Here is a 25,708-nt window from a genome sequence, read left to right on the forward strand (position 1 = left end):
TTTTACCTCCTTTCCTACTCCATTCCTGAAACGAAAAAAAGAACCTCTGCATACGCGATTGTTACGCGTGCACAGAGGTTCTTCCCCGGTTCATTTGTGATTAAATTGTTCAGTTGTTCAATTACTCCGCTACGCTAACCATCGTTTCACGCGGCGGTTCGTAGCCTTCCAGCTGGCGGAACACAATGCCCTTGACAGCCATCATTGCCCGAACCTTTTCCATATCCTTACGATACGGACGATAATAAACAATCTCCACAATCCCGCTGTTCGCCAGCATATTGGCACAGGTCCAGCAAGGCTCGTCTGTAACGTAGACGGTGCTGCCTTCCCGGTCGCTCCGGTCCGTAAACAGCAGAAGATTCTGCTCGGCATGAATCGTACGAATGCAGCGCTGCTTCATCACCATCGTCTCTACACCGTCTACAATCTCCCGCTCATATTGCTCTGAGACCATACATCCGGCTTCCGAGCAGTCTGGAACCCCCATCGGCGCTCCATTATATGCTGTGCCCAGCAGCTTCTTGCCCTGCACCAGCACTGCACCAACATGGCGGCGGGGACAACGCGAACGAGTGGAGACCATACAGGCAATATCCATGAAATAAGTATCCCAGTTCTTTCGATAGGCCACTGTCATTATCAATCTCCATTTTCTTGTAAATAGTTGTTAACTATTGTAGCATAATACCGCGCGCTTTCACTAGGACATCTATCTGCGTAACCTTTACCACTAATTTTCCGTTCAAAATAGGACAAGCGCCTTTAGCTTTTCTAGCATTTTAGTCCCTATTCCCTTTACCTTACCCAAGTCAGACAGACTGTGAAAAGGCCCCTTACTATTGCGGTAATCAATAATGGCTTGAGCTTTCTTCTCGCCGATGCCCGGCAAATTCATGAGCTCAGCAGATGCCGCTGTATTTACATTAACCATGCCTTCCTGTGTGACTGCAGGTTTGGCCAGTTCCACTACTGTGGAAACCGTTCCACTTGCGCCTGCAGCCACAGGCTGCCCAGTGCTCACCGCCGATTCCGCCGGTTTCACTGCAGCAATTCCCCCAACCTCCGCTCGACTGACGGCTGGCAGGGACTCCTGCTCGGTTTTCTTAGCCTTAGTCTCCGAATCAGTGTTGCCAATGGCCTGCTCCATACTAACATTTAGTGTCTTCCAGCCGGAAATACCGGCTTCTTCCCTACTGCCCGCAGCCCATAACAGGCCGCTCCCCAGCAAAGCTGCGGCGATTCCACAAACTATAGTTCCCTTGTTCACAATGTGCTCCTCCTTTAAGATCAAGCATCTGTAACAATCTCCTTCAATTATTCAACCAAAACCTGTCATGGTCCAAGGCTATCCTGCATACATTTAACGAAGAGAATTCATGTCAATAAAAGTAAAAAAACACAATGCAAAACAAGAAAGGAGGGAACCACAGGATGAAAGTGGGATTTATCGGAACAGGCAGTATGGGCAGCCTGCTGATCGACGCCTTTCTTTCTTCGGGTGCACTGAAGCCGAAGGATGTCCTTGCCAGCAACCGCAGTCCGAAACGGTTGCTGCAGCTTGCTGATCGCCATCCTGGCCTCTCAATATGCGGGAGCAACCATGACACCGCGGCCGGAAGTGATATCGTCTTTTTATGTGTAAAGCCTTTAGAATTCAAGGCACTAACGGATGAAATCGGCTCCTGTCTCCGCAGCGAGCAGATTGTCGTATCCATCACCAGTCCGGTTCAGCTGTACCATCTGGAATCCGTTCTGCCGTCTAAGATTGCCAAAGTCATCCCCAGCATCACACACTGCGTCAAGAGTGGGACTTCACTTTGCGTATTCGGCAGCAGACTTAATAAAGAAGACAGGCTAGTCCTGCTGCATCTCCTGTCTTTCATAGGTGTCCCCTTGGAAATAAGCGAGACACATACGCGCATTGCCTCTGATTTTTCCAGTTGCGGACCTGCGTTTCTTAGCTATTTCATTGAACGATGGATTGAAGCAGCTGTGGAAGCCACCGGAATTGAAGAAATGCTGATCAGCAGGCTGGCAGGTGAAATGCTGCTCGGAACAGGCAAACTGCTAACTGAAGGTGAATTTACTCCTCAGGAACTGCAGGAACGGGTCGCTGTTCGCGGTGGTATTACAGCAGAAGCGCTGAACCATTTGCGCAATAGTCTGGAAGGCGTATTTGAACGCCTGATCACGACTACTCATGACAAATACGATGAGGATGTAGCCAAGCTTGATCTGCAATTCGGACATAGCGGCATCATTGTTGAGAGTCCTCTGGATCGTTAAAAGAAATTAAGCCTGTCCATATTTAAAAATAAAACCCGCAGCACGGATTACTCCGTTGCTGCGGGTAGAATTGCGTTCTTCGCTTAACCCACTACTATATTAACAAGCTTGCCGGGAACCGCAATAATCTTGCGTACGGTTTTACCTTCAACTGCGGCATTTACATTTGGCAGTGCCAGAGCGAAGGCTTGCATTTCATCTTGACCCATATCCTGCGGGATCATAACGCGCTGTACGATTTTACCATTGACCTGCAGGACGATTTCAACCTCAGCATCAACCGTATATGCCTCATCATAGGTTGGCCAAGTCACATAGCTGATGCTTCCTTCATGACCCAGCAACTGCCACAGCTCTTCAGCAATATGCGGTGCCAGCGGCGACAGCATCTGCGTGAAATTCTCCACCGCTGCATGGGACAAGGTGTCCTGTTTATAAGCATCGTTAATGAAGATCATCAATTGACTAATCGCCGTATTGAAGCGTAGAAGCTCGAAATCCTCGGTTACCTTTTTAAGTGTCTTGTGCCAGGTCCGCTTGAATTCCTCACTACTGCCGTCTGCAGTGATTTTGCTGCTCAGGCTGCCATCCTCATTTACGAACAGACGCCATACGCGCGACAGGAAGCGGTGAATCCCTTCTACACCTTTTTCATTCCAAGGTTTGGTAGCTTCCAGAGGCCCCATAAACATTTCATAAATACGAAGCGTATCTGCACCGAATGCTCCAACAATCTCATCAGGGTTGATGACATTGCCGCGTGATTTGCTCATTTTCTCGTTGTTGTTCCCAAGAATCATACCTTGGTTCACCAGCTTATGAAAAGGCTCCTTCGTAGCTACTACGCCCATATCATACAATACCTTGTGCCAGAAGCGGGCATAGAGCAGGTGAAGTACAGCATGTTCTGCTCCGCCAATATACAGGTCTACCGGAAGCCATTCCTTTTGCTTCTCTGGAGAACACAGCTCTTGGTCATTATCAGGATCAATGTAACGTAAGTAGTACCAGCAGCTGCCTGCCCATTGTGGCATGGTATTCGTCTCACGCCGCGCTTTCATTCCAGTCTCCGTATCGATGGTTTCGACCCAGTCCGTTACGTTAGCAAGTGGCGATTCGCCGGTGCCTGAAGGTTTGATAGCCTCAACGTCTGGCAGCAATAACGGCAATTGATCTATCGGTACTGTCTTCATTGTGCCATCTTCGAGATGCAGAATCGGAATCGGCTCTCCCCAGTAACGCTGGCGACTGAACAACCAATCGCGTAGGCGGTAGGTAACCTTGCCTTTGCCGCTTCCTTGCTCTTCCAGCCAAGCAATCATCTTCGCAATACCCTCGACATTGGTTAGACCATCCAGGAACCCGGAATTTACATGCGGACCATCACCGGCATATGCCTCTTCTCCAATGTTTCCGCCCTGCACCACTTCGATAATCTTCAGGCCGAACTGCTTCGCAAATTCCCAGTCGCGTGTATCATGGCCTGGAACTGCCATAATTGCTCCCGTTCCATAACCAGCTAGCACATAGTCTGCAATCCAGATCGGAACCTGTGCTCCATTTACCGGATTGATCGCATAAGCACCAGTGAATACTCCTGATTTATCCTTGGCCAGATCCGTGCGCTCCAAATCACTTTTGCGTGAAGCTTTATCGCGGTATTCTGCCACTGCTGCACGTTGGCTCTCCGTTGTAATGATGTCTACTAACTTATGCTCCGGTGCCAATACACAATAACTGGCTCCAAATAAAGTATCCGGACGAGTGGTGAATACCTCCAGAGTTTCATCATAACCTTCAATAGCGAAGGTTACCTCTGCACCGGTAGATTTGCCAATCCAATTGCGCTGCATATCCTTGATGCTCTCATCCCAGTCCAGTTCTTCCAGATCCTCAAGCAACCGTTCTGCATACTGTGTAATTCTTAAGATCCACTGGCGCATAGGTCTGCGGACGACGGGATGACCGCCACGCTCGCTTTTGCCGTCTATGACCTCTTCGTTTGCGAGTACTGTTCCTAGCGCCTCACACCAGTTCACCGATACTTCTGCTACATATGCCAGACCCCGATTGTACAGCTGGATGAATATCCATTGCGTCCATTTGTAGTATCCTGGATCGGTAGTACTGATCTCGCGGTCCCAGTCATAGGAGAAGCCCAGCGATTTAATCTGGCGACGGAAATTATCAATATTTTTAATTGTAATTTCACGCGGATGCTGTCCGGTATCCATCGCATATTGCTCTGCAGGAAGCCCGAAAGCATCCCAGCCCATTGGATGCAGCACATTGAATCCACGCATTCGTTTATAGCGGGAGACGATATCCGTTGCTGTATATCCTTCTGGATGGCCTACGTGCAGCCCTGCACCTGAGGGATACGGGAACATATCCAATGCATAATATTTGGGTTTGCCCGGTTCTTCAACTGTCTTGAACACCTTGTTATCGTCCCAGAACTTCTGCCATTTCGGCTCAATGCTCTGAGCCTGGTAGCCTACAGCGGGTACGCTGTTTGTCTTATTGTCGCTCATTTTATGCTCCTCCTTGGAGTGTTGCTAATTCGTGAAGGTTCTACTCACTCACCAATACGCTAAAAAACCTCCCATCCCTAGCGTATTATCGCTAGGGACGAGAGGTTCAAATTCCCGTGGTACCACCCTAGTTAGCGGCTGAATATACTTTATTCTGCCACTCACTTTGCACCCTTTAGCGGGGGTGAGGCGACGGCGGTTCGTCACAGAGAACCGTCAAGCCAAGCTTACGGTTGATCCTATGTCTAACGCCATTACTCCGAGGTGAGTTCATTCGTGAGTCCGTTACCGGCTCGCACCTGTGCGCCGGCTCTCTGCAATAACGGTCTGACGAATTAATACTCCTCATCATCGAATAACTATGATCACGATTATATCGTAATATTCCCCAACATTATATACAACATCGGCCACTACAGTCAATGATTAACCCAGTTACACGGGCTTCCGCTTAATATAATAGGCCACAAAGTGCTGAATCACTACTTTTCCTGCTGCAAATAACGGTACTGCCAGTATCAGTCCAACGATGCCAGCAACTTCACCACCAACCAGCAATGCGAAAATAATCAGCAATGGGTGCAGGTGCAGCTTTCGCCCCACCACCTGTGGTGATATGACATTACTCTCCAGCATCTGACACAGCGTATTTACAACCGCCACCAGCAGCACAAGCCGCAGAGAGAGGGTTGAAGCCATGACTATCGCAGGTGCCGCTCCGAGAAATGGGCCCATATAGGGAATGATATTAAACACAGCCACTACACACGCGAACAGCAGAGCATAAGGCATCCCGATAATCGCATAGCCAATATAAGCGAGCACCCCGATGATAAGACAGACCAGAAACTGGCCACGAATGTAATTGCCGAGCGCTTCGTCGATATCTTTTAACAAGGTCACGATGGACTTGCGACGCGAGCGGGGCAGACAGGATACTACCGTTCGTTCAAAAACATCAAAATCCTTCAAGATGTAGAACACTAGAAAAGGCACAATGAATGCATTGAACAAGATGCCTATCGTTGAAGCAATATTATCAAGGAAGTGGGATATCCCTTCGGCCAAGCGATTTTCCAACTGATAAAACCAGTTATTCATCCCCGTCTCCACCCCGGGCGGAATCAATCTGGAGTTCATCCCCCGCATCAGGCCCTGCGCATGTAGTGTCATCTCCGGCAGATGTTCGTTAAGCTCCTCAAGCTGCTCGATGAACATCGGGATCAGGTTGATCAGAATCACCGCAAGTGAAGTGAGGAATACCGCATAAATCAGCAGGACAGCCACGCTGCGCGGCATTTTTCTCCGTGACAGCATGGTCACTACGGGATTCAGCACATATGAGATGATCATAGCCGCCAGGAACGGGGCAAAGATCGCTTTTAAAAACATAAATATCCCCTGCAGCATTGGACGGAGCATCCATACAAAATACAAAATGATCAGTGAGAGCAGCACTCCGATCATATAACGGAACCATTTACTTTGGGACCACTCCTCCATATTATCCCTCCTGACCGTGTTGAGCCCAAAACAGACATGCCATATTAATATGTGTACGAGTGTGGTGAAATACTCTTGTTTCCCAACAAAAATTGGTTTTTTGTTATCCTGGTTCAGGAATTGGTATGGTGGAAAGAATCGGCAATGGCTAAAATCATTAGTGTAAAGCGTTTTCATTTTAAGGAGGGATATTTATATGATAAGGTTGAAAAAATTAGGGGTTGTAGGTCTTATTTTGCTGTTTGCAGGATTACTGGCAGGGACTCCGCCTGTTTCGGCAGCCACCGTCTTTTATGAGCCTCTGACCTACTTCAATTCCGCAACCTGGCAAAAAGCCGACGGCTATTCGAATGGTAGTATGTTTAACTGCACCTGGCGTGCAAACAATATCTCGTTTACCAGCGGTGGGCAGCTTCGCCTGGCGCTGACCAGCCCCAGCAACAATAAATTCGACGGCGCAGAAATGAGGTCTGTGAACAAGTATGGCTACGGCAAATATGAGGTCAGCATGATGCCGGCCAAAAACAGCGGAATCGTTTCCTCTTTTTTCACCTATACCGGGCCTTCCGATGGTACCCCGTGGGATGAAATTGATATCGAGTTTCTGGGCAAAGATACCACCAAGGTCCAGTTCAATTATTACACGAACGGCGTTGGCAATCATGAGCAGATCGTTAATCTTGGATTTGACGCTTCCCAAAGTTATCATACGTACGCCTTCGACTGGCAGCAGGGCTACATTAAATGGTATGTGGATGGTGCATTGAAGCATACGGCAACTAGCAATATACCATCCCATCCCGGCAAAATCATGATGAACCTCTGGAACGGAACCGGTGTAGACTCCTGGCTCGGTTCATATAATGGCGTCAATCCACTGTACGCCTATTATGATTGGCTGAAATATACAAGCAACTAAAAGCGAGTGTTGAACCCTGGCCGTTGAGTAAACCTCTTCTGCTGGGGTCCGCTTCAGGCCGCATTATGATGAATCTCTGGAACGGGATAGGCGTGGATTCCTGGTTGGAGCCGTATGACGGAAAGTCCCAATCCATGCTTACTATGACCAGTTCGGCTATACTCCGGATCAATCGTCGGGCAAGTAAGAAAATCCGGCGTCTCTCCGACAAGAAACCGCCTTAATCGAGGCGGTTTCTTGTCGCTAAGGACTCAGTGGCGGCCGCGGTCCCAGGTATTGACTTCTGAGGTTTCTGTTAATCCTCCGTAAGCTTTCCATTTGTCGACGAATTCATCAAATTCCTCGATGCCGCTGTCCGCGAAGATAATTTTTTGAAAGCTTTTTTGTTCCAGCTTCTTCAGCAGCTCGCCTTCGCTCTTCATCGTCGCGGTTGGCGGTCCCGTGAACTGATCCTTGCGGGAAGCATCCTTCTGGCTGAGCAGCACAGGGGCAATTTCCTTTGGAATTTCCTTGATCACTTTGGAGGGAATTCTTGCCCCATCGAAGGTTAGCGTATAGGAAGCGACCCGGATGCCGCCCAACGGCAGAGCGGAAGGGAGAATTGTCGGCTTGCCGTCGGCCATTGCCCAATCATAGTCTTCTGCAAGACCATTGATGAACTCGCCGGTCGAGGTGGCATAATAATCAAACAAATAATTTTGATAGGTAAAAAAGATTTCAGGATGCTTCATTTTCTTACTAATCAGAATAGCGCCATTGACAGGCAAGGTCCCCCTTCTCATGGCCATAGCGCTCGGTCCGGAAGGTATGCCGACGGCCTTGACGCGCGCCTGCGGGTCGGTATCGGTCAGGGATGACAAGGGCCATCCGCGCATCCAGTAAGGACCGGCAATGATGCCGGCCTTGCCGGAGACGAACAGATTGGCGGCGCCCTCTTCATCAAGCCACGCACTGTCGGTAGACAAATAGCCTTGCTGCACCCAATGCTTCATGAGTGCAACAGCCTTGCGGGCGCTGGGCTGCACGGACCCGTATTCCAATGTTCCGTCGCTCATGCGATTCCATTGCTCAGGAACCGTGCCGAACGCACCAAAGATCCAACTGCTGTCCCCCATCCAGGTATTCGGACCGTTGCGGAAACCAACCGCAAGACCGTAAGTGTCATTAAGACCATTGCCATCTGGGTCTCGATTGACAAAGGCATCCATGACCCGTTCCAGCTCGTCCAGATTCCGCGGCGCGGCTAGATGAAGCTTGTCTAGCCAATCCTGGCGGATCCACAGCAACGGATCGGAGTTATATTCGTAATCCATAATGGGAATGGCATACTTGCGTCCGTCCCGCACAAAAGTATCCCATGCCGAGGTATCCTCGGCCACAGCTTTCTTCCATACCTTGGAAGCGTACTGTTCAAATAAATCACCGACTTCCATGAATTGCCCAGAGTCGATCAGTTCCTGGATGATGTCTGCATCCCGGGTCGTTACGACATCGGGCATATTGCCTTTGGCCAGTTCAAGCCTCAGCTTGTTGGCATAGGTCTCGGACGTGCCGGATATGGTCCAAAGATAACGGATACGGATACCTAGCCGGTTCTCGGCCCAAATTGTATGCACGTTATGTTCGAGGCTCTCGCCTTTTTTAAAGTTCAGATTGGGGTTCACAGAGCCTACCGTATACAGGTCTACTGGAGGATTATATTTGCCCGCCTTGATGGCGAAAGGAGGCACTATACTCTCCGAGGAGCCGACCGGGAGACTTTCGCCAGTACTGCGAAACGCGCATCCCGACAACGACAAGAGCAAGATGAATAGCGGTAAACGGATTTTCATGGATCCACCTGCTTTTCGTAAAATTCTGGAAGTCGAACAAATTGTATCATAATCGACTTCAGCATCGTATGATACACTTCTTTTATTACAGCGAAGTTTTTGAAAAGGATGATCTTATGGCCTGGCGTCCAAACCTATTCATTAAAATGGTGGCGATTCTTCTTTCCCTTATTTCAGTCACACTTTTATTCTACGGATTATCCTATAGCAAGGATATCGGGGTCATTTCAAGCCAGATCAAAACGACCGATTTGAACCATCTGGAGTTCCTGACCCAGCAGATGGACAACAATATCAACCAATTGGCAGGCAGCATGTACGCACTTCAGAGAGATCCAACCGTCCGCGACTATGAGCAGATCCGGAAATTGGCTCATCTCATTGATCCCCCTCAGACCATTATGACTGTGCTGGAGAAGCTTTCCCTTCAGACGAGCTCCAGCACGTGGGAGAACCGGATTGTTCTGTACAAGCCGCACAGCGGTGAGACCCTAGGGTCAGATTCCTCTCTTTCCTTTGATTCCTCCGCACTGGAGAAGCCTCTGCCGGCTGGCTGGGAGTATATTCCGGAGGACAAAAGCAATGCTGAAGCGGGCTTCCGTCTGCTGCTGTCCGACCCCGTCGAGAGAAGAAATGCCCCCCGAGAGGCGGGACTGCTGATGTCGATGTATTTTCCTGTATCCAATATTGAACGGATGTTCGATGCCTACCAGTCGCAAAACAAGGGCGACACCTTCCTGTTCCACCCGGCATTCGGGGTGATCTTCTTCCGCAATACTGACCGGGAAATGGCGAAGCAGATTGTTGCAACGCTGACCCCTTCAACCGGACAAGGGACCTCGGATATCGTTAGCCTCAAGGAAGACAACTTTCTTGTCAGCTCGGTTCCATCTTCGGCCATTAACTGGCAGGTCGTGCATTATTCGCCGCTGAAGCAGATTCTTCAGCCGATCCAGAGCAGCCGTTATTCCTTCCTGATGGGATCGGCCATACTTCTGATCATGAGTCTTCTGTTCTCTCTGCAGCTCTACCGCCAGGTGCAGCGTCCGGTCAGCCTCTTGCTCCGCTCCCTCAACAGGATAAAGGAAGGACGCTGGTCTACCCGCATTCATACCAAGACCAATCCTGAGTTCACAATGCTCAATGAAGAGTTCAACGAGATGGCGGAAAAGATCCAGTCACTAATTGAACAGGTCTATCTGGAGCAGCTCCGGGCCAAGGATGCCCAGCTAAAGCAGCTTCAATCGCAGATCAATCCGCATTTCCTCTACAATTGCCTGTTCTTTATCAAGAGCAAGGCCGTAATCGGTGATACAGATTCCGTGGAAGCCATGGCGCTCAATCTTGGCGAGTACTACCGTTATATCACCAAAGTCGACCATTCTCTCACCACATTTCAGGATGAGCTGAAGCTGCTGGAGAATTACCTGGAAATCCAGAATTTGCGGAAACAACGCATCTGTTATGAGATGGATATTGCCGATGATCTCATGGGTCTGCGCATTCCTCGGCTATTGCTTCAGCCCTTGGTCGAGAACAGTATCATTCACGGCATTGAGAAAAAGATCGGTCCAGGCTTCATTCGGATCACTGCCAGCCATACGCAAGAAGCGGTCACCGTCACCGTTGAAGACAACGGAGCAGGTATGACCGATGAGGCGATTGCCTCTTTGCATGCCAGAATTTCCGAATCTACACGAGAGGATGGAGGCTGCGGGCTATGGAACATACAGCAGCGCCTCAAGGCTCATTACGGAGATTCATCAGGCCTTCTAATCACCCCTTCGCCTAGCGGCGGCCTAAAACTTACTCTCCGCATGGAGAAGAAAGAGGAATTCTATGCATCAAATTCTGCTGGTTGACGACGAACCCTACGTAGTCGATGATCTGTCCATCTCGCTTCCTTGGAGGGAGATGGGATTCGAACAAGTTCATAAAGCTTATTCTGGGTATGAGGCGCTAGAGCTGCTTCAACGCTATCCTATCGACATTGTAGTCACTGACATCAATATGCCGGAAATCTCAGGCATCGAACTGATTACCTCCATCCGCAGTCACTGGAAGCATATTCGGGTAGTTATGCTGACCGGTTATGCCGAGTTCGAATATGCCCGCAAGGCAATAGAAGAACAAGCCAGTGCCTACTTGCTTAAGCCGATTGCCAATGACCAGTTGATCGCAGTTATTGGCAAGCTCCAGGAAGAGCTGCGCAGTGAATGGGAGACATGGTCCTCCTACCAGCGGACCATGCAGACCTTCCGTGAGCATCTTCCACTCCTGCGGGACCGTCTGCTCAGCGAGCTGCTGCAGGGACGGAAGATGTCCGCGCCGCAACTGCAAGAACGGCTGTCCCAATTCAATCTACCGCTCTCAACCGATCTGCCGATATGCCTCGCGGTCGTCAGGCCGGAGGAGTTCTTCCGGCGCCAGGACATGAATAGCATGCTGCTGTTCGAATACGCAATCATCAATATCGCACAGGAGCTGTTCCAGAACCGATTCCACATCTGGTCCTGCAAGGATGTGCATGATTATCTCGTATTTGTGCTGCAGCCCAGGGATGATATCGAATCCAGCGGCAATCCTGCGGATGAGGTCGCTCAGGCGGCCTACCAGTTGCAGAACCATGTCGGCACGCTGATTGGTGGCGGCCTCTCCGTGGTCACTACAGGATGGGGAGGATTTCCTGACCAGGTCTACACGCTCTATCAATCCGCCATCTCGGCCATCCGTCAGCATATCGGTAGTGAAACAGGCATCTATCTAGACGCAACGGACAACAGCGGGTCCCAACCTGTAGAGATTCTCCAGCCGCTCTATGAGCCTCCGCTGCTCTTTCATATGTTCGAAGCGAACAACTGGCAGGGCATCGAAGAGAAACTGAATGCCATCGTTTCGGAGCTGGTCCGAAATCCGGACCGGTCGCTTGAGCATATCCATGAAACCCGTCTGCATCTGGAGACGGCATTCTATTATTTCGCCCACAAGAACAACAAAATGCTGGGCGAGATTGTTGGCAATCCGCTCTTGGAGCAGGCTCCATTCCAGACACCGGACAAACTGCGGGAATGGGCGCTGGAGGTAATCGTTCTGCTGAAAGAGCATTTTGAATCGGAGCGGCTGAATAGCCGAACCGTCCTGATCCGGAATGTCCATGAATATATCAACCTCAATCTGCACTATGTCTCACTTCAAGCTATCGCCGATCATGTTCAGATGCATCCAGTCTACCTCTCCAAAATGTACAAGCTAGAGACAGGCAAGCGAATCAGCGACTACATCAGTCAGGTCAAGATGGAAAAAGCGGCGTATCTGCTGATTCATACGCCGCTAAAAATTTATGAAGTTTCCGCCGAGCTTGGCTACTCCAATGCCCACTATTTTATTAAACTTTTCAAGGAATACGCCGGCATGACCCCACATGAGTTCCGCGAACGGGCGTTGTAACGCCCTTAACCTTCAAATCGCAGCTCTACCTCATGGGGTAAGCCGTCATCTGCCGCCAGCACAATTCCTTCCTCAAGGACTCGGCCATCTAGTGTCAAACGGACTGTGCCGTCCTGCATTCGGCAGAAGCCCTCCGGCTTAATGATTCGAATCCGGTATGAAGAACCTCCGAACTTCAGCGTGTAGACGAAATCCGTCTGCTCTTCCCGCAGGATCGGATTTAGCGCAATGCCTTGCGCCGTATATTCAATACCCAGCGCTTCCATCAGCGAGAGGGTGAGCCAAGTCGAGGTGCCACTTAGCATCGGACCGATGTTCTCACCGGTCTCGCTGTTATTGTATTGGGTACAGAATCTAGGATTTCCGCAGATTGCATAAGGATCTTCCATAGTCTTAAACGGCATGATCCGGTCCAGCAGCCAATAACCGAACCGACCCAACTCGGCGGCAAGTTCTGTATCCGACACTTCCTTGGCTCCCTTAAACATCGCTGCAGCAGCCATCATGCAAGCATGCTTGAACACGCCGCCGTTCTCACGGTCGCCCGGAAAGTATTCGTCCGAAGCTGTATGGGAGGATACCCGTCCCAGTGCGACAGCAGAAACCAGCTTCAACCCGAAAGGAGTCATGAGATGCTTCTTCATGGTGTCCAGCATCACGGTAATCTGTGCTTCATCCGCACAGCCGGATAGGATGCTCCAACTAAAGGAATTCAGGAAGTAAGAACCGTCGGACGCCGGATCTGAAGACAGACCATCCCCTGCGGCTCCCAAATACGTGTATTCTCCGTTTGCATACCGATTGAACAGCACTCGTGCGAAGAAATTGTCTTTCCATGCATGTTCTTGAATGCGTCCTCGCAGCTCTGCTCCGAAGTGATCCAACTCGGCAGCATAATTCAGATCTCCCTTCCGGACGGACAGTATGGACAATTCATCCACCGCCACCTTCAGCAGGAAAGCATTCATTACGCTCTCGGAATAATCGCTGTGCAACGGGTCGCCAAACACTCCGCCGGCTTCTAGCTGCTTCCGGTAGCGCTCTTCCTTAGCCGGGCCATTCAGATACGTATCATCCAGCTTCAGACAGTCGTTCCAGTCTGCGTAGTCCAGCAATGGAAGACCATGTCGGCCGACCGAAATTTGACCCGAATATACAATGATCGCTTTTAATGTCTCGAAGACCGGACGGTAGGTTTCTTGACCCGCCACCGGGCAAGACTCATCCAGGAACTCGAGATCTCCTGTGAGCATTACATAGCGGTAGACGGCTTGAATAAGCCATAATGCGTCGTCGGACCATTTGCCTGGCTCCTTGCCGGCCCAGAAGAAATTGTGATACGCATAGCCCAGCTCGAACACCATGCCGGTCCATTCCTTCAGCAGACTTTTCACCAGACCGCTTCGTCCCATACCAACAAAATAATACATGGAGGCATACAAATCCTGAATTTCGCGGAAACCAATTTCCCTGTACCCCTTTTGTGTCTGGCAAAAAGAACGGGAGACGAACGTTTGGTAGAGCACCTGAAATGGCAGATTGCGGTTGACAAACACATCGAAGTTATCGTCACCGGAGGATACCTGCAGGAACTTGCCATACTCCCGCACGAAGCCGGACGATTCCGCCAGCGCCGATTCCGCCGCGCTGCGGTCGGAGAAACGGGCAACCAGCGCCCCTACCTCGTCCGCCAGCACCGTTTCATTCCAGTGTGCGCCGCTCTTGTCAGAGACAAGTCCGGTCAACTGATCAACCGTTACGGCGCTTCCGGCGGAAATATGAACCTCGCCGGCTACGGCGAAGAAGCCCGGTCCCTTGCGGTGCAGAATGTTGCTCAGCCTAAGCGCGCCGGACGGACGGTGCAGCGAGCCGGTACCAACGAATTCATTGTAACTGACGCAGTATTCGCGCGGCAGTATCGGTCCGCCCGCTCCGTGTACGATCATCGTGTGGAAGCGCAGATCATGACGACCGCCTTCCGGATAATAATCGGGACTGATAGCCGCCACGGCTCCAGAGGAATCCTGAAGCACACCGCCCTGCATAATGACATTGCTGTACAGCACATCCTCGAACAGTGCGCCCGGAGCCGCGGAACCGAACATTCCCGTGTAGACGATCCGGAGACAGCGGTCACCTTCTCCATGGTTCGCAATCTCTATCCGCTGCATTTCAGTCGCCAGAGGCATCCCTTCAGAGTGTGGGAGGATAAAGAGGGTACGGGTGATTTCCAGACCGCAGCGGGTGCGGTAGCTTATGACGGTGGCATTCTGCGAATGCCGACAGACCGCCGATTCAATCCCTTCATCTCCGGGGTCTGCGGAATAAAAGATCTGCTTCCCGTGCTCAAACAGATAAAATTGCCGGTTGGCCGGAAATCCGTTCTCCTCCTGCCGCATATCCCAGCGGGTCGCCAGCACTTGAGTTGCCGCGTGCGAGCGAAAGCTCCCGCCGCCGAACCGGTCAACTACACTCTTGGGCGTGGTCTGCAGCGGATGGGGAAACTGGAGACGGTTGCCAAGCAGCAAATTGACTGCGAAATGCGGACCCGGAACGGGTGATCGCAGATCGATTACATGCTCTCCCTCGGCGTTGAGCGACCCGGCCCAGCCAGGCGCGGCTTGCAGTTGCACCAGTGCCTCCCTTGCGGTCGCCTCCGGTAATTCAGTGCACTCTTCCTGTCTTCCGGCATGACGGATATACAAGGACAGTCCCGTACCTTCGCCGCTTACAGCGAACAGCGCCGATGTGCCGGCTTCAACTGGCAGCAGCGCAACCACGGCGGGCAGCTTGAGCAGCTCCTGAATAGCCGGCAGCCGAAGCGGTAATCCGGCTATTCCGACAGCCCCGCGGCGTTCCGAATCGGTAAAGAGAGCACTAATATGCGCGCCAGTTCCAATCCGGTCGGCGAACGCTTGACTCAGGATATCTTCAGCCGAAGCCGTTGCTTCTCTTGCAGTAGTAAGTTTGAGCATGACTCACTCTCTCCTTTCATAGCATGCTGCGGATCAGCCCTTAACGGCTCCCGCGGTCATACCGCTAATAAAGTATTTCTGCGTCATGAAGAATACCACCATAACCGGCACCGTTACAACAGTGGAAGCTGCCATTAGCAGGTCATAGCGGGTATTGTACTGGCCGACAAACAGGCGGATACCGACCGGAATCGTCTGTACATCCGAACTGGTCGTCAATACCCAGGCGAAGAGAAGCTCATCCCACGCTGTAAGGAAGATAAAGATGCCAGTCGCAATAATGCCAGGTACAGAGAGCGGCAGAATGATTCTGTAAAACGCCTGAAATCTCGTGCAGCCATCAATCGAAGCCGACTCTTCTAGATCTCTTGGAATGGATACAAAGAAACCGCGCATAATCCAGATACTGATTGGGGTATAGAAGGCCGTATAGACGAGAATCATTCCCCAGTACGTGTTGATCATCGGCAAACCGAAGGTATTCTTGATCCACAGGAACATTAGGTATATCGGAAACAGGAACATAATGCCCGGAATCAGCTGAGTGGATATGATACTCATGCCGAACAGCTTCGATCCCGGAAAATCAAACCGGGCCAGAGCATATCCCGCCAGGACGGCAAAGGAACCGGCAAGCAGGGTCGTCGCGCCGCAGATCAGAAGGCTGTTGCGGAAATATATGGCGAAATTAACTGTGTCCCACATGTTGATGTAATTAACCCACTGCGGCTTCGGCAAACTGAAGGTAGTGATGCCGTTCAGAATTTGATTGTTCGAGTGCAGGGAGGTAAAAATCATCCACAGAATCGGAAATATCGTCACCACAACGATGATCCAGGTCAGAGAAGTCAGTAGAAACGAACTTACAGAACGTTTACGGTGTGTATTCATTGGGCATTCAACTCCGTTCTAAAGGCTCGGTACCAAACGCCGACTACCATCAGCATCACGATCATCAGCATTATTGAAGCGGCAGAACCGGAACCAAACGACCAATAGCCGAAGGATTGGCGGGTCAAGGCCGTCATCATCAGGTCTCCCCACTCACCCGGATATCCGGCGCCGTTGCCGAACATCGTGGCGACGATATTGTAGGAGTAGACATTGTTAATGATTTGGAACAAAAGCTGTACCGCAATGACCGGTTTGAGCATCGGCAGGGTAATATGCCAGAATTGGCGGAGCTTGTGGGCGCCATCAATGGTTGCCGCCTCATAGATGTCATCGGGAATGGTCTGCAATCCAGCCAGGAAAATAACCATCAAGAACGGCCAGCCGCGCCAGATGGTCGGAATAATGATCGCCCAGATGGTATTCGGTCCCATCAGCCAGAAGGGTTTGTCCGCGAAAAGGTGCAGAACGTCGACCAGAAAATAGTTGATAATGCCATTCTGCTGCCACATGAAGCCCCAGAGCACGCCGACAACATACGACGGGACGACCCAAGGGAGTAGCATGGCTGTACGGGCAATGCCGCGGCCGGGAAAGTCACGGTTCATCAGCATGGCCATCATCAGCCCCATAATCATTACGCCGATAGTTACAATGACGGCATAAATTGCTGTGTTGCGTACGGCAAAATTCAACCCCTGGCGGACCGGATTATCGGAGTTAAACAAGAGGCCGATATAATTGTCCAGCCCGACAAAAGGCGCTTTCAAAAATTTACCCAACGTAAATTGGTTCAGTTTCAAAAATGACATCCAAATTCCCTCAAGCATCGGGATCAGGTGCACTAGCATCATGAAGATGATAGTCGGCACCATCAGCATGTAAGCGAACTTGTTCTCTCTGATTCGCTTGCGCCACAGACCACGCTTGCCGGAAGAGGCTTTTGCAGGAAGATTTTTTTCAGTATGGAGTCTCATCTCTTATCCCTCGCTTTGTTAATGGAAGAAACCGCCGTGCCCTATAGTCGCGCGGCGGCCTCCCAAGTTCCTAGTAGTTATTGATTAATAATCGCTTTGACTTCAGCCGCTGCGGAGTCCAGCTCTTTCTTAATGCTTTCTTCCCCATACGTGCCCTTCACACCGGCGACGATATCCCAAATGTTAGCAAAATGCTTTTGCAGCGCAGTTTCCGTAGGTCCCCATTGCGGAATGGCCGGATAGGTTCTTCCGTATTTTGTTGCTTCCGAGAATGCTTTCATATTGGCATCAAGATCCGGAGATTCCAGAAGAGACAATTTGGTAGGGAGCTGACCCGATACATTGGCATAGGCCTTCTGCGCTTCATCCGAAGTCAGGTATTTAATAAGCTCCCATGTCGCTTCTTTGTTCTTAGATCCACTGAACACCGTCAGCTCGCTGCCGCCGACAAAGGTAACCTGTCCTTCAGGACCGGCTGGAAGCGGAGCCACCGCAAAGTTTTTCGCTGCCTTCATATCGGCCATGCCGCCGTTTGCTTTCGGAGTAGCAAAGTTTTTGGCCAACCACGGTCCGGAGATAATCACTGCCGATTTGCCATCGCCGAAATCACTCTCAATCTGTGACGAGTTCTTTTCGAGCGAGGACTTATCGACGAGACCTTCATGCGCGAGTCCTGTATAGAACATAACGCCTTTAAGCCCTTTCTCTTCGTTGAAGATTACGTTTTTGTTGTCTTCCGTGAGAACCTCGCCTCCTGCGGCCCAGATCCAAGGGAAAATATTATGCACTACGTTCCAGTCGTTCTTGCCCGGAAGTCCCAGTGCAGCGATCTTCTTGCCATCAACTGTTTGTCCGTTGACCGCTTCAAGTGCGCCCTTGAAGGAATCCCAATCCTTGAATGCGGTTACCGGATCTATCCCGGCTTGCTTGAATACATCGGTCCGGTAGTAAATGGCGCGCGCATCCACGAACCATGGCACTCCGTACACCTCGCTGTCGCCTGCGATGGAGGTAGTGTTCCAGATGGCCGGCAAGAAGGCCTCAGCGCCGCCCACATCGGCCACTTTGTCAGTTACTTTGTCAATACCGCCCATGCTAGCGATTGCCGGCACCCAGGTCGATCCGAGCTGGAGCAAATCCGGGCCTTCGCCGCTTGTTGCCGCCGTTGTGATCTTGGTCCAGGCGGAACCCCAGTCAAGCACCGTTACCTTGACGGTGACATTCGGATGCTCCTTCAGGTAGGGATCAAGCGTCTTCAGGAAGTCAGCATCCGGTTTGGGACTGTTCGGCATGACCCAAGCGTTCAGGGTAACCGGTTCCGTGCTTGGTGTTGCAGGAGCCGCAGTTGCGCTGGATTCTTCCTTCACTCCTCCGTTGTTAGCAGAACTTGATTGATTGTTGTTGCCTCCACATCCGCTGATGGCTACTGAAAATGCCATGAGCAGTGCACCAATTGATACTGCTGTCTTTTTCACAATAAATCTCCCCCATTGTCGTTTGAAAATCACGGAGAACGGTTGCCCGTCCTCCATGTCTTGATTATAAAAGCGTTGCTTGCCGGTCTAAATACCAAATCGCAAGCCTGAATAACAAATTATAAAGCTTGTTCAAGGTGCGGCTACGGTTCCATTGTTCATCAACACAATATCATCGACGTCCACCGCAAGATGGCCAGTGCCGCCATCCTTAATATTTCCCAGCTCGAACGAAATGCGGCCGATAGATGTGCTGCCTCCGGCAACGTCGAATTCCAGGGTATATTCGGTGTATTCGGTATCCAGATCAACCACCTTGCTGGTATACCCGTGCCAGGTGTAATTATTTGCGACATCTAGCCAGCCGATGCTGATGTTCATTTTGCGCGCTGCTTCTGCCTTGGCTCTAAACGTGAGCGTATAATGATTTCCTTCGTTGTAGGCTACTCCCTCGTAATAGACCTGCCGGTCCCAACTGTTGGTCCCTGTGGAACCGACCTGCATCCGCAGCGCCCCATTCACATTGTCAATGGACAACTCGCCGCTGTCGGAGGAATAGCTGCTCCAGCTCTTCAGCGGGGCCGAGAAGTCTCCGTTTGGAATCAGATTCTCCCCATACACCTCACCGGCCATCACCGGACTTACCTGTTGCAGGGAAATGTTGCTCAGCTTGACCTTATGCGCTCCCAAGGATTCCGAAATCTTGCCCAGACTGAACTGAAGCAGGGCTGCAGGATCGCTTGCAGGAGCGGTGAACAGGTATTCATAATGTCCGCCGACTTCGCTCAGACTCACCTTCTCATTCGTATAGGCGGTCCAATTGTTGTCCGTAGAGCCGTCATGCTGGACCAGCACTCGAATCCATCGGGCTATTGAGGCATCCGCATCGAAGCGAAGCAGATACTTCTTGCCTTGCTCTACCGGTATTGCCCCTTGCTTAACCTGTACATTCCAGTCCTCATCGCCGCTGCCGCCAAGGTCAACCTGCAGTGCTCCATACACAGCGGTCATGACGGTATTCTTCACTGGATCATTGTCGTCCCAGTCCTTCTTGAACAGCGTCCAGCCTTCTGTGGAAGCGTCATTAAAGCTTCCGTTCACCACCAGTTCGCGTGAAAGATCCAGCCAGGCCAGATTATAGCCGCTGCCGCCAAGACGGATATAATAGCTTCCCGCAGGCAGCTTCAGCGGTTCCCCGATGATTGCGCGGTAGGATTGAAGGCCTCCGGTATCTCCAATTGAAGTGCTATAGACAGATGCCGTCACCACACTCTGCTTGCCGGCATCCAGAACCGACAGCTCCAGCTCCGAATTGGCATGTACACTAGATACCCGGGTTACCGGAATAATGCTGGCCGCTTGAGGAAGAACCACTTTGTATTCAACATAGTCACCCTTATCCATATCGGTGATGTCCTTGCCACCTTCGCCGCTCGGAATCAGGTGGGTCCCCGATGATCTCCAGTACTGATCCCCTCGTAGATGCAGGTAGTTATTGAATATAGGTGGATCAACCATCCTTACCAGACGTACATTGTCAATCTCAGTCTGCCCCGGAGCCTGGCCAAGAAGGAACGATAATGCACCTTCAGTACCGGAAACGCCGGACAGTGCTATTTCCGCTGTATAGCTCTTCCACTCCGGCGTCAGAGTGAACGTTGCCCCGTCGGGATAGAGAGTATTTCCACTACTGTTCTCGAGCTTAATTCCGACCGGCTGCGCCTTATCCGACCTGGCCTCGAACGCGAGCTGATAGACTCCTGCTGCTGACATAGGTATTCCTGTCTGAGTGAGAGTTACATCCTCCGCTGACCCTCCGGCGCTCTGGACATCTGCCCTGAACTCCCGCTTCATCAGCGGCAGCTCCAGAGTATTGGTTACACTGGCTTTCGCCGCTGCTCCAGAGTCCGGCTTAACGGCAAATGCCCAATAGCCCAATCGTCCTTCTCCCAGCTCGAACCCTCCATTATAAATCAGGTTACCATCAGCAAGTGGTGTACGCACCACTTGTAGAGGCTCCGTCTCTACCACCCGAACATTAGCAAAATAAGCTGCTATGTCGTTCAGACCCAGATTGAACTCAAAACGGACATTGTTGTCGGAAGCCTGTGCCATGTTAAAGGTATATTCAAACGACTGCCAGTCCGGGGTAAGCTGGAAATTACGTTCTTTGGAATACGCCGTCCATCCGCCGCCGAATTCTGTCAGCTTGCTCATCAGCGGACGGGCCGCATCCGCTTTGGCGTCGAACGTCACCTTATAGGCTTTGCCCTTCTCCAGCATAAGCGGCTTCTGGGTGAGCTGAATGGAATAATTTTGTGTTCCCGCCTCTCTGATTGCAACCTTCAACGCCTTGCCCTTATTCTTATCGTCAATGACAGAAGCTGTAGCCGCACCGCCTGCATTCTCGATTAATTCCCAATATTCAGGAAGTCCATCGGCCGCTGCGGCTCCGGTGAAATCTCCGTTGTAAATCTGATTCCCGTCCGCAGGCATTGGACGCTGCGGAACGGAGGTTTCAGGCTTCGTTGGCCGCTTTCCCGTTACGTCCGGCCATTCATCCAACTTCTTATACTTGTAGACCCGGACATAATCGACATACATCTTGTCGGACTGGAAGTCAGCCGCCGGGTCGCCCGGCCAATCGCCGCCCACTGCTAGATTGAGAATCATATAGAACGGCCGGTCAAATGGTGCGGGATACGTATAGTAATCCGGCTGGCCTTCAGCCTTGGTTCCCCAATCACTCGTTTCGAAATACATTTTACCGTCCACGTAATACCGAATCAGGCCCGGGAGCCATTCGAGCGTGAAGTCATGATAATCGTCAGCGAATGTTTTGCCTTCCGGCAGAACATAAGTTTTGGACTGGGACATATGCGGGATGTCGTAATGAAGCGAACCATGAACGGTTCGCGGGTATAGATCAGCCTTCTCCGTATCACCAGCCACCGGTCCCGTTAATTCCATAATGTCCATCTCGCCGCTTCCCGGCCAAGGTCCGTACTGCTTCTCTTCGTCGGTTGGCATCATCCAGATGGCTGGCCACATGCCCTGCTGAATTGGCAGCTTGGCGCGCACCGTGAATTTGCCGTAAGTCCAGTCGCCCTTCACCTTGGAGGTCAGCTTGGCAGAAGTATACTCTTTCCCGCCGTAAGCCTCCTTTCGCGCTTCCAGTGCCAGCACACCTTGTCCACTCTCCGTTTTGAGCGAAGCATTGTTCGGATGATAATACTCCAATTCGTTATTGTATACCGTTCCGGTATCCTGAACATTCCATTTGGTCTCATCGATGGAGCGTTCGTCGAATTCGTCGTTCCAGACCAGCTCCCATTGATCGTCATGGGTTGACGGAGTGGCCGTCGGAGTGGGTGCTGGTGTCTCAGGTACAACCGTTGGTGTCGCTCCTCCCGGGTTCCACCCTCCTGCTGCGAAGGTAGCCGCGGCACTGACCTGTGGCGAGGAGACACTGCCCGATAAGCCCCGAATCGTCTCACCGTTTTTCAGCACTGTACCGTTGAAAAGCACACTGTCCGCCTTTGTTTCAAGCAAGCCGATATACCCCCGGTTCACGATCTCTGATCCGGCAGCGCCTGCATCTACAATCAGGGCATCCACCGTTGAGCCAGCATCAATCTCAACTTTGGCCAGCTGGACCAATTCAATCCGGGCCGCTGAGCTTCCTTCCTTCAGGACGAGCCGCACAGGCGCTTTGGGCTTGTCTACGATCGTCTGTCCCAGGGCAGATTTGCGGAAAACCACTGAATGTTCACCGCCTCCGGAAATACGGGTGGTACCTTTCACCTTGATTCCCGAGAACGATACGTCTCCCTCTCCCGTTCCGGCAGTCACATAGAAATTTCCGTTCACCGCACCGCCTTCAATCTGTACATTCGACCGGTTGACAATAACGCTGCCGGACACCTCACCAATCGAATAGCTTCCTTCGCCCGGACTGATCCACCCGATCATCCGGCCGAGAAGCACCGCCAGCTCGGCCCGGGTCATAGGAGCCTGCGGATTCAACCTGCCCTCCGAATCGCCGCGGATATAACCCCCCGCAAGCATCGCGTTCACCGCTTCCCGTGCATAACCGCTGACCGCTGACCCGTCTGCCTGCGCGGCCAATGCTGTCTGGGAGGCACCCTCTAGTTGGAAAGCCCGACCCAGCATCGTTATCACTTCCTGCCGCCGGACAGCCGCTCCCGGTTGAAACTGGCCATTCGCGTAGCCCTCAATAATGCCCGCTGCGTGGACCAAGTCCACATCCTTCCCATACCAGGAAGAAGCGCTTACATCACTGAAAGAGGCAGTACCCGGAACTATGTAACGGAACACCCTGTTTAATATGACTGCCATCTCTGCACGGGAGACCGTGCGGCCGGGTCCAAATCTGCCCTGCCCATCCCCTTGCAGAATCCCAGCAGTTGCCAATCTGTCCGCTGCAGACGAGGCCCAATGCTGGTTCATATCGGCAAATGCTGCCGTTCCGGCTTCGGCGCTGCTCACACTTGCGGCTGATTTCGAAAGTCCATCCTGCCCCGCTGCTTGTACCCGTCCCGTGTTTCCCGGAAGTTGGAGCACTGATAACAGCATAACCGCCACCAGAAGCTTGGATATTAATCTACGGTACATCTCAATATTCCCCCCTGTATGTAGAACCTACTAGAATCCCGGCGTCGTCGCCGTTCGATTTCAGTATAGAGTCCGCTTCATGCAGGTAACATACCAATTCCTTAGCACGTATAACAAAGATGCAACTTTCAAAAAGCAAAAAAGCCCAATCCACAGGTGGCTGCAATAGCCACCCAAAGATTGGGCGCGGAAATATATGTAGCTCTTTTGAACATAAACCAGGGATCAGGAGGAAGCGTGAATTTGCGGAAAATCCTGGGCAATTTCTTCCCCGGAGAACAGATCGTCCAACGAACTGAGGGTTCCGTCCTCTTCAACCTGATAAACTGACATTTTCTCGCCATTTACGGTTAATTCAATAAAGCAGCCCCAGCAATAGAACTGATGAGAACCGATCTTGCCAATGTCTTTAGAGTTGCAATTTGGACACTTCATATCAAACATTCCACCTATCCGTTAACAATATTAATGGCTTTTTGAAGCCGTTCTTCGCTCATCGCGGGAACCATGACGGCACTTTCCCCAATGGAGATCCCTTCAGAACAAGGCAGCCATTTGCGGCCTTCGATCAAATCAGTCACAAGCCCGTCACTGATTTCCAGCGCTACTATTGTGTTTCCCAACTTTTGGTCAAAATAAACATCGGATATTCGTCCAAGTATCGTTCCGGTTGCAGTTAGTACCTGCAAATCCTTGAGTTTGTTCTTTCCAGAAAGAAAAGTATAGGGTGTGTGGTCGGAATTTGCCTTCTCAATCGCTTCCTTACTGCGAATCATAACAGCATCCTCGCCATAGGCGACAATATCCTTCCATGCCACAACTTTCACATGACTGGCGAAAAAAGATTTACTTTCCAGTTCAATACCCGTAATATTCCAGTTTGAATCCAGTGAGATATCGACAATTGTGCCAATTTCTTGACCTTCTTCGACTTCGTAAACAGCCAGGCCGATCATATCTTGTAGTTTCATGGCTGCCCATATCCCTTCGCGTTATAATATAATGAAGATCTCTGGATTTCTAAAACACGATGCTAAACCTATTTACGTAGCCGTTTCAAAATAGTTTCAATTTTGCGGGCCACGTACTCTATTTCTTCACTAGTATTACCCAAACCAGTACTAAATCGAACCGCGGATTCTAAAAGATTCTCAGAAAGCTTCATGGCCTGTAGAACATGCGATATTTCCAAAGATCCTGAAGTGCAGGCTGAACCACTTGCTGCAGCAATCCCCTCCATATCCAGATTCATCAGCAGCACATCCGTTCTTGCTCCAGGGATGCTAATATTCAAAATACTCGGCAAAAGATACGTAGCATTACCGTTGATTGTATAGCTCTCCCGCCCAATTAGGCGGTCCAGTTCTTGCAGCAGCATATTCCTTAGTACAAGTGCTCTCTCGTTACGAGCAGCAAGTCCCTGCACTGCTATTTCGACCGCTTTGGCAAAACCGGCCACTCCAGCCAGACTCTCAGTCCCTGCGCGTCTACCACGCTCCTGAAGCCCACCGTGTTGCCTTGGATGGAGTGGCGCTCCCCGGCGGATATACAAACCTCCGATTCCTTGAGGACCATTAATCTTATGGGCCGTAAAGCTCATATAATCAACCGGAAGCTCGTGAAGGGAGAGCGGCACCAAGCCCAGAACCTGTACCGCATCGACATGGAACAGAATACCCTGTTCTGCGGCCAACTGACCGATTTCCTGGATAGGCTGTATCGTCCCTACTTCATTATTGGCATACATCACGCTGATGAGTATTGTATCTTCCTGCAAGGCTGCCTCAACATCCGCCACCGATACCCGTCCTGTAGCATCTACAGGAAGATAGGTGACGGTAAAACCTTCCTTCTCCAGCTCTTCGCAGGTATTCAACACGGCATGATGCTCAATAGCTGTGGTAACGATATGTTTGCCTTTACCGGAGGCTGCGGCGGCAGTTGCCGCCCCAAATATAGCCAGGTTGTCACTCTCCGTCCCCCCGCTGGTGAAGACCCATTCCTCCGGTGAACAGCCTAAAAAGGCCGCGATTGTATCGCGCGCCCCACTGACTATCTTTTTGGCGGAACGCCCGAAATGATGAACACTGGACGCATTGCCGTATTGCTCTGTCATTATATTCAGCATGACCTTGGCCACCTCGGGATGAACCGGGGTTGAGGCGGCGTGGTCCAAATAGATGGATTTCATGGATTATTCTCCGCTTCTTGGGACTTAGGAAGTTTTCTTT

At 51.1% G+C, this 25,708-nt stretch carries 18 protein-coding genes; 5 read left to right on the plus strand and 13 right to left on the minus strand.

All coding sequences use genetic code 11. The features are described 5' to 3' along the window. Positions 1-121 precede the first annotated feature (121 nt). Together GJB61_RS22535 and GJB61_RS22540 are read right to left on the minus strand one after the other, a co-directional pair. Positions 122-640, minus strand: a complete 519-nt coding sequence (locus GJB61_RS22535) for a deoxycytidylate deaminase (RefSeq protein ID WP_154121276.1) — start codon at positions 638-640, stop codon at positions 122-124. Between the two features lie 105 nt (positions 641-745). Further along, on the minus strand, positions 746-1,270 hold the full coding sequence (locus GJB61_RS22540) for a ComEA family DNA-binding protein (protein WP_338116033.1): 525 nt from the start codon (positions 1,268-1,270) through the stop codon (positions 746-748). A gap of 164 nt (positions 1,271-1,434) precedes the next feature. On the opposite strand from GJB61_RS22540, the gene comER reads away from it, so the two are divergent. Next, positions 1,435-2,289: a late competence protein ComER gene (gene comER, locus GJB61_RS22545; RefSeq protein ID WP_154121278.1), complete on the plus strand. Its 855-nt coding sequence runs from the start codon at positions 1,435-1,437 to the stop codon at positions 2,287-2,289. Positions 2,290-2,372: 83 nt separating this feature from the next. Here comER and leuS read toward each other — a convergent pair whose 3' ends face one another. Beyond that, positions 2,373-4,823 carry a leucine--tRNA ligase gene (leuS, locus tag GJB61_RS22550; protein WP_154121279.1) on the minus strand — a complete coding sequence of 817 codons (2,451 nt, stop codon included), beginning with the start codon at positions 4,821-4,823 and terminating at the stop codon, positions 2,373-2,375. A gap of 435 nt (positions 4,824-5,258) precedes the next feature. Further along, a complete protein-coding gene (locus GJB61_RS22555; protein WP_154121280.1) occupies positions 5,259-6,326 on the minus strand; it encodes an AI-2E family transporter in 1,068 nt (355 codons plus the stop codon). Between the two features lie 196 nt (positions 6,327-6,522). Here GJB61_RS22555 and bglS point away from each other — a divergent pair, with 196 nt between their 5' ends. Together bglS and GJB61_RS31330 are read left to right on the plus strand one after the other, a co-directional pair. Further along, positions 6,523-7,245: a beta-glucanase gene (gene bglS, locus GJB61_RS22560; protein WP_154121281.1), complete on the plus strand. Its 723-nt coding sequence runs from the start codon at positions 6,523-6,525 to the stop codon at positions 7,243-7,245. A 23-nt stretch (positions 7,246-7,268) separates the two neighbouring features. Then, complete coding sequence (locus GJB61_RS31330) at positions 7,269-7,469, plus strand: hypothetical protein (protein ID WP_229522359.1); 201 nt, start codon at positions 7,269-7,271, stop codon at positions 7,467-7,469. A gap of 27 nt (positions 7,470-7,496) precedes the next feature. On the opposite strand, the gene GJB61_RS22565 is transcribed toward GJB61_RS31330, so the two are convergent. After that, entirely contained in the window at positions 7,497-9,038 is a 1,542-nt protein-coding gene (locus tag GJB61_RS22565; protein ID WP_195724431.1) for an extracellular solute-binding protein, read from the minus strand. A gap of 107 nt (positions 9,039-9,145) precedes the next feature. Between GJB61_RS22565 and GJB61_RS22570 the strand changes: the two genes are divergently transcribed. Together GJB61_RS22570 and GJB61_RS22575 are read left to right on the plus strand one after the other, a co-directional pair. Next, complete coding sequence (locus GJB61_RS22570) at positions 9,146-10,939, plus strand: sensor histidine kinase (RefSeq protein ID WP_229522222.1); 1,794 nt, start codon at positions 9,146-9,148, stop codon at positions 10,937-10,939. Beyond that, positions 10,917-12,524 (plus strand): response regulator, encoded by a 1,608-nt coding sequence (locus GJB61_RS22575; protein WP_154121284.1) that lies wholly within the window; start codon positions 10,917-10,919, stop codon positions 12,522-12,524. The genes GJB61_RS22570 and GJB61_RS22575 overlap by 23 nt, the downstream gene beginning before the upstream one ends. Before the next feature lie 5 nt (positions 12,525-12,529). Here the strand turns inward: GJB61_RS22575 and GJB61_RS22580 are convergent, their stop codons facing one another. The 8 genes from GJB61_RS22580 to GJB61_RS22615 all read right to left on the minus strand — a co-directional run bounded on the left by GJB61_RS22580 (position 12,530) and on the right by GJB61_RS22615 (position 25,668). Further along, a complete protein-coding gene (locus GJB61_RS22580) occupies positions 12,530-15,499 on the minus strand; it encodes a GH36-type glycosyl hydrolase domain-containing protein (RefSeq protein WP_154121285.1) in 2,970 nt (989 codons plus the stop codon). Between the two features lie 33 nt (positions 15,500-15,532). Continuing rightward, positions 15,533-16,390 carry a carbohydrate ABC transporter permease gene (locus GJB61_RS22585; RefSeq protein ID WP_154121286.1) on the minus strand — a complete coding sequence of 286 codons (858 nt, stop codon included), beginning with the start codon at positions 16,388-16,390 and terminating at the stop codon, positions 15,533-15,535. Then, on the minus strand, positions 16,387-17,367 hold the full coding sequence (locus GJB61_RS22590; RefSeq protein ID WP_154121287.1) for a carbohydrate ABC transporter permease: 981 nt from the start codon (positions 17,365-17,367) through the stop codon (positions 16,387-16,389). Before GJB61_RS22590 ends, GJB61_RS22585 begins: the two co-directional genes overlap by 4 nt. A gap of 77 nt (positions 17,368-17,444) precedes the next feature. Beyond that, positions 17,445-18,842, minus strand: a complete 1,398-nt coding sequence (locus GJB61_RS22595) for a sugar ABC transporter substrate-binding protein (protein WP_338116036.1) — start codon at positions 18,840-18,842, stop codon at positions 17,445-17,447. A gap of 132 nt (positions 18,843-18,974) precedes the next feature. Then, on the minus strand, positions 18,975-23,477 hold the full coding sequence (locus GJB61_RS22600) for a carbohydrate binding domain-containing protein (protein ID WP_154121289.1): 4,503 nt from the start codon (positions 23,475-23,477) through the stop codon (positions 18,975-18,977). Between the two features lie 225 nt (positions 23,478-23,702). Beyond that, the gene (locus tag GJB61_RS22605; protein WP_042179559.1) at positions 23,703-23,912 is read right to left on the minus strand and encodes a hypothetical protein; all 210 of its coding nucleotides are present in this window, start codon (positions 23,910-23,912) and stop codon (positions 23,703-23,705) included. Positions 23,913-23,926: 14 nt separating this feature from the next. After that, positions 23,927-24,448, minus strand: a complete 522-nt coding sequence (locus GJB61_RS22610) for a PRC-barrel domain-containing protein (RefSeq protein ID WP_154121290.1) — start codon at positions 24,446-24,448, stop codon at positions 23,927-23,929. A gap of 68 nt (positions 24,449-24,516) precedes the next feature. Next, positions 24,517-25,668 (minus strand): cysteine desulfurase family protein, encoded by a 1,152-nt coding sequence (locus tag GJB61_RS22615; protein ID WP_154121291.1) that lies wholly within the window; start codon positions 25,666-25,668, stop codon positions 24,517-24,519. Positions 25,669-25,708: the final 40 nt, after the last annotated feature.

Origin of the sequence: Paenibacillus monticola (assembly GCF_009664975.1) — a bacterium.
Taxonomy (GTDB): domain Bacteria; phylum Bacillota; class Bacilli; order Paenibacillales; family Paenibacillaceae; genus Paenibacillus_AQ; species Paenibacillus_AQ monticola.

What these genes read in the sequence shown, in the direction of transcription:
- bglS (WP_154121281.1), top strand. Translation starts at nt 6,523, where the DNA reads ATGATAAGGTTGAAAAAATTAGGGGTTGTAGGTCTTATTTTGCTGTTT.
- GJB61_RS22580 (WP_154121285.1), bottom strand. Translation starts at nt 15,499, where the DNA reads ATGCTCAAACTTACTACTGCAAGAGAAGCAACGGCTTCGGCTGAAGAT.
- comER (WP_154121278.1), top strand. Translation starts at nt 1,435, where the DNA reads ATGAAAGTGGGATTTATCGGAACAGGCAGTATGGGCAGCCTGCTGATC.
- GJB61_RS22600 (WP_154121289.1), bottom strand. Translation starts at nt 23,477, where the DNA reads ATGTACCGTAGATTAATATCCAAGCTTCTGGTGGCGGTTATGCTGTTA.
- GJB61_RS22590 (WP_154121287.1), bottom strand. Translation starts at nt 17,367, where the DNA reads ATGAGACTCCATACTGAAAAAAATCTTCCTGCAAAAGCCTCTTCCGGC.
- GJB61_RS22570 (WP_229522222.1), top strand. Translation starts at nt 9,146, where the DNA reads ATGATACACTTCTTTTATTACAGCGAAGTTTTTGAAAAGGATGATCTT.
- GJB61_RS22585 (WP_154121286.1), bottom strand. Translation starts at nt 16,390, where the DNA reads ATGAATACACACCGTAAACGTTCTGTAAGTTCGTTTCTACTGACTTCT.
- GJB61_RS22535 (WP_154121276.1), bottom strand. Translation starts at nt 640, where the DNA reads ATGACAGTGGCCTATCGAAAGAACTGGGATACTTATTTCATGGATATT.
- GJB61_RS22615 (WP_154121291.1), bottom strand. Translation starts at nt 25,668, where the DNA reads ATGAAATCCATCTATTTGGACCACGCCGCCTCAACCCCGGTTCATCCC.
- GJB61_RS22605 (WP_042179559.1), bottom strand. Translation starts at nt 23,912, where the DNA reads ATGAAGTGTCCAAATTGCAACTCTAAAGACATTGGCAAGATCGGTTCT.
- GJB61_RS22575 (WP_154121284.1), top strand. Translation starts at nt 10,917, where the DNA reads ATGCATCAAATTCTGCTGGTTGACGACGAACCCTACGTAGTCGATGAT.
- GJB61_RS22610 (WP_154121290.1), bottom strand. Translation starts at nt 24,448, where the DNA reads ATGAAACTACAAGATATGATCGGCCTGGCTGTTTACGAAGTCGAAGAA.
- leuS (WP_154121279.1), bottom strand. Translation starts at nt 4,823, where the DNA reads ATGAGCGACAATAAGACAAACAGCGTACCCGCTGTAGGCTACCAGGCT.
- GJB61_RS22555 (WP_154121280.1), bottom strand. Translation starts at nt 6,326, where the DNA reads ATGGAGGAGTGGTCCCAAAGTAAATGGTTCCGTTATATGATCGGAGTG.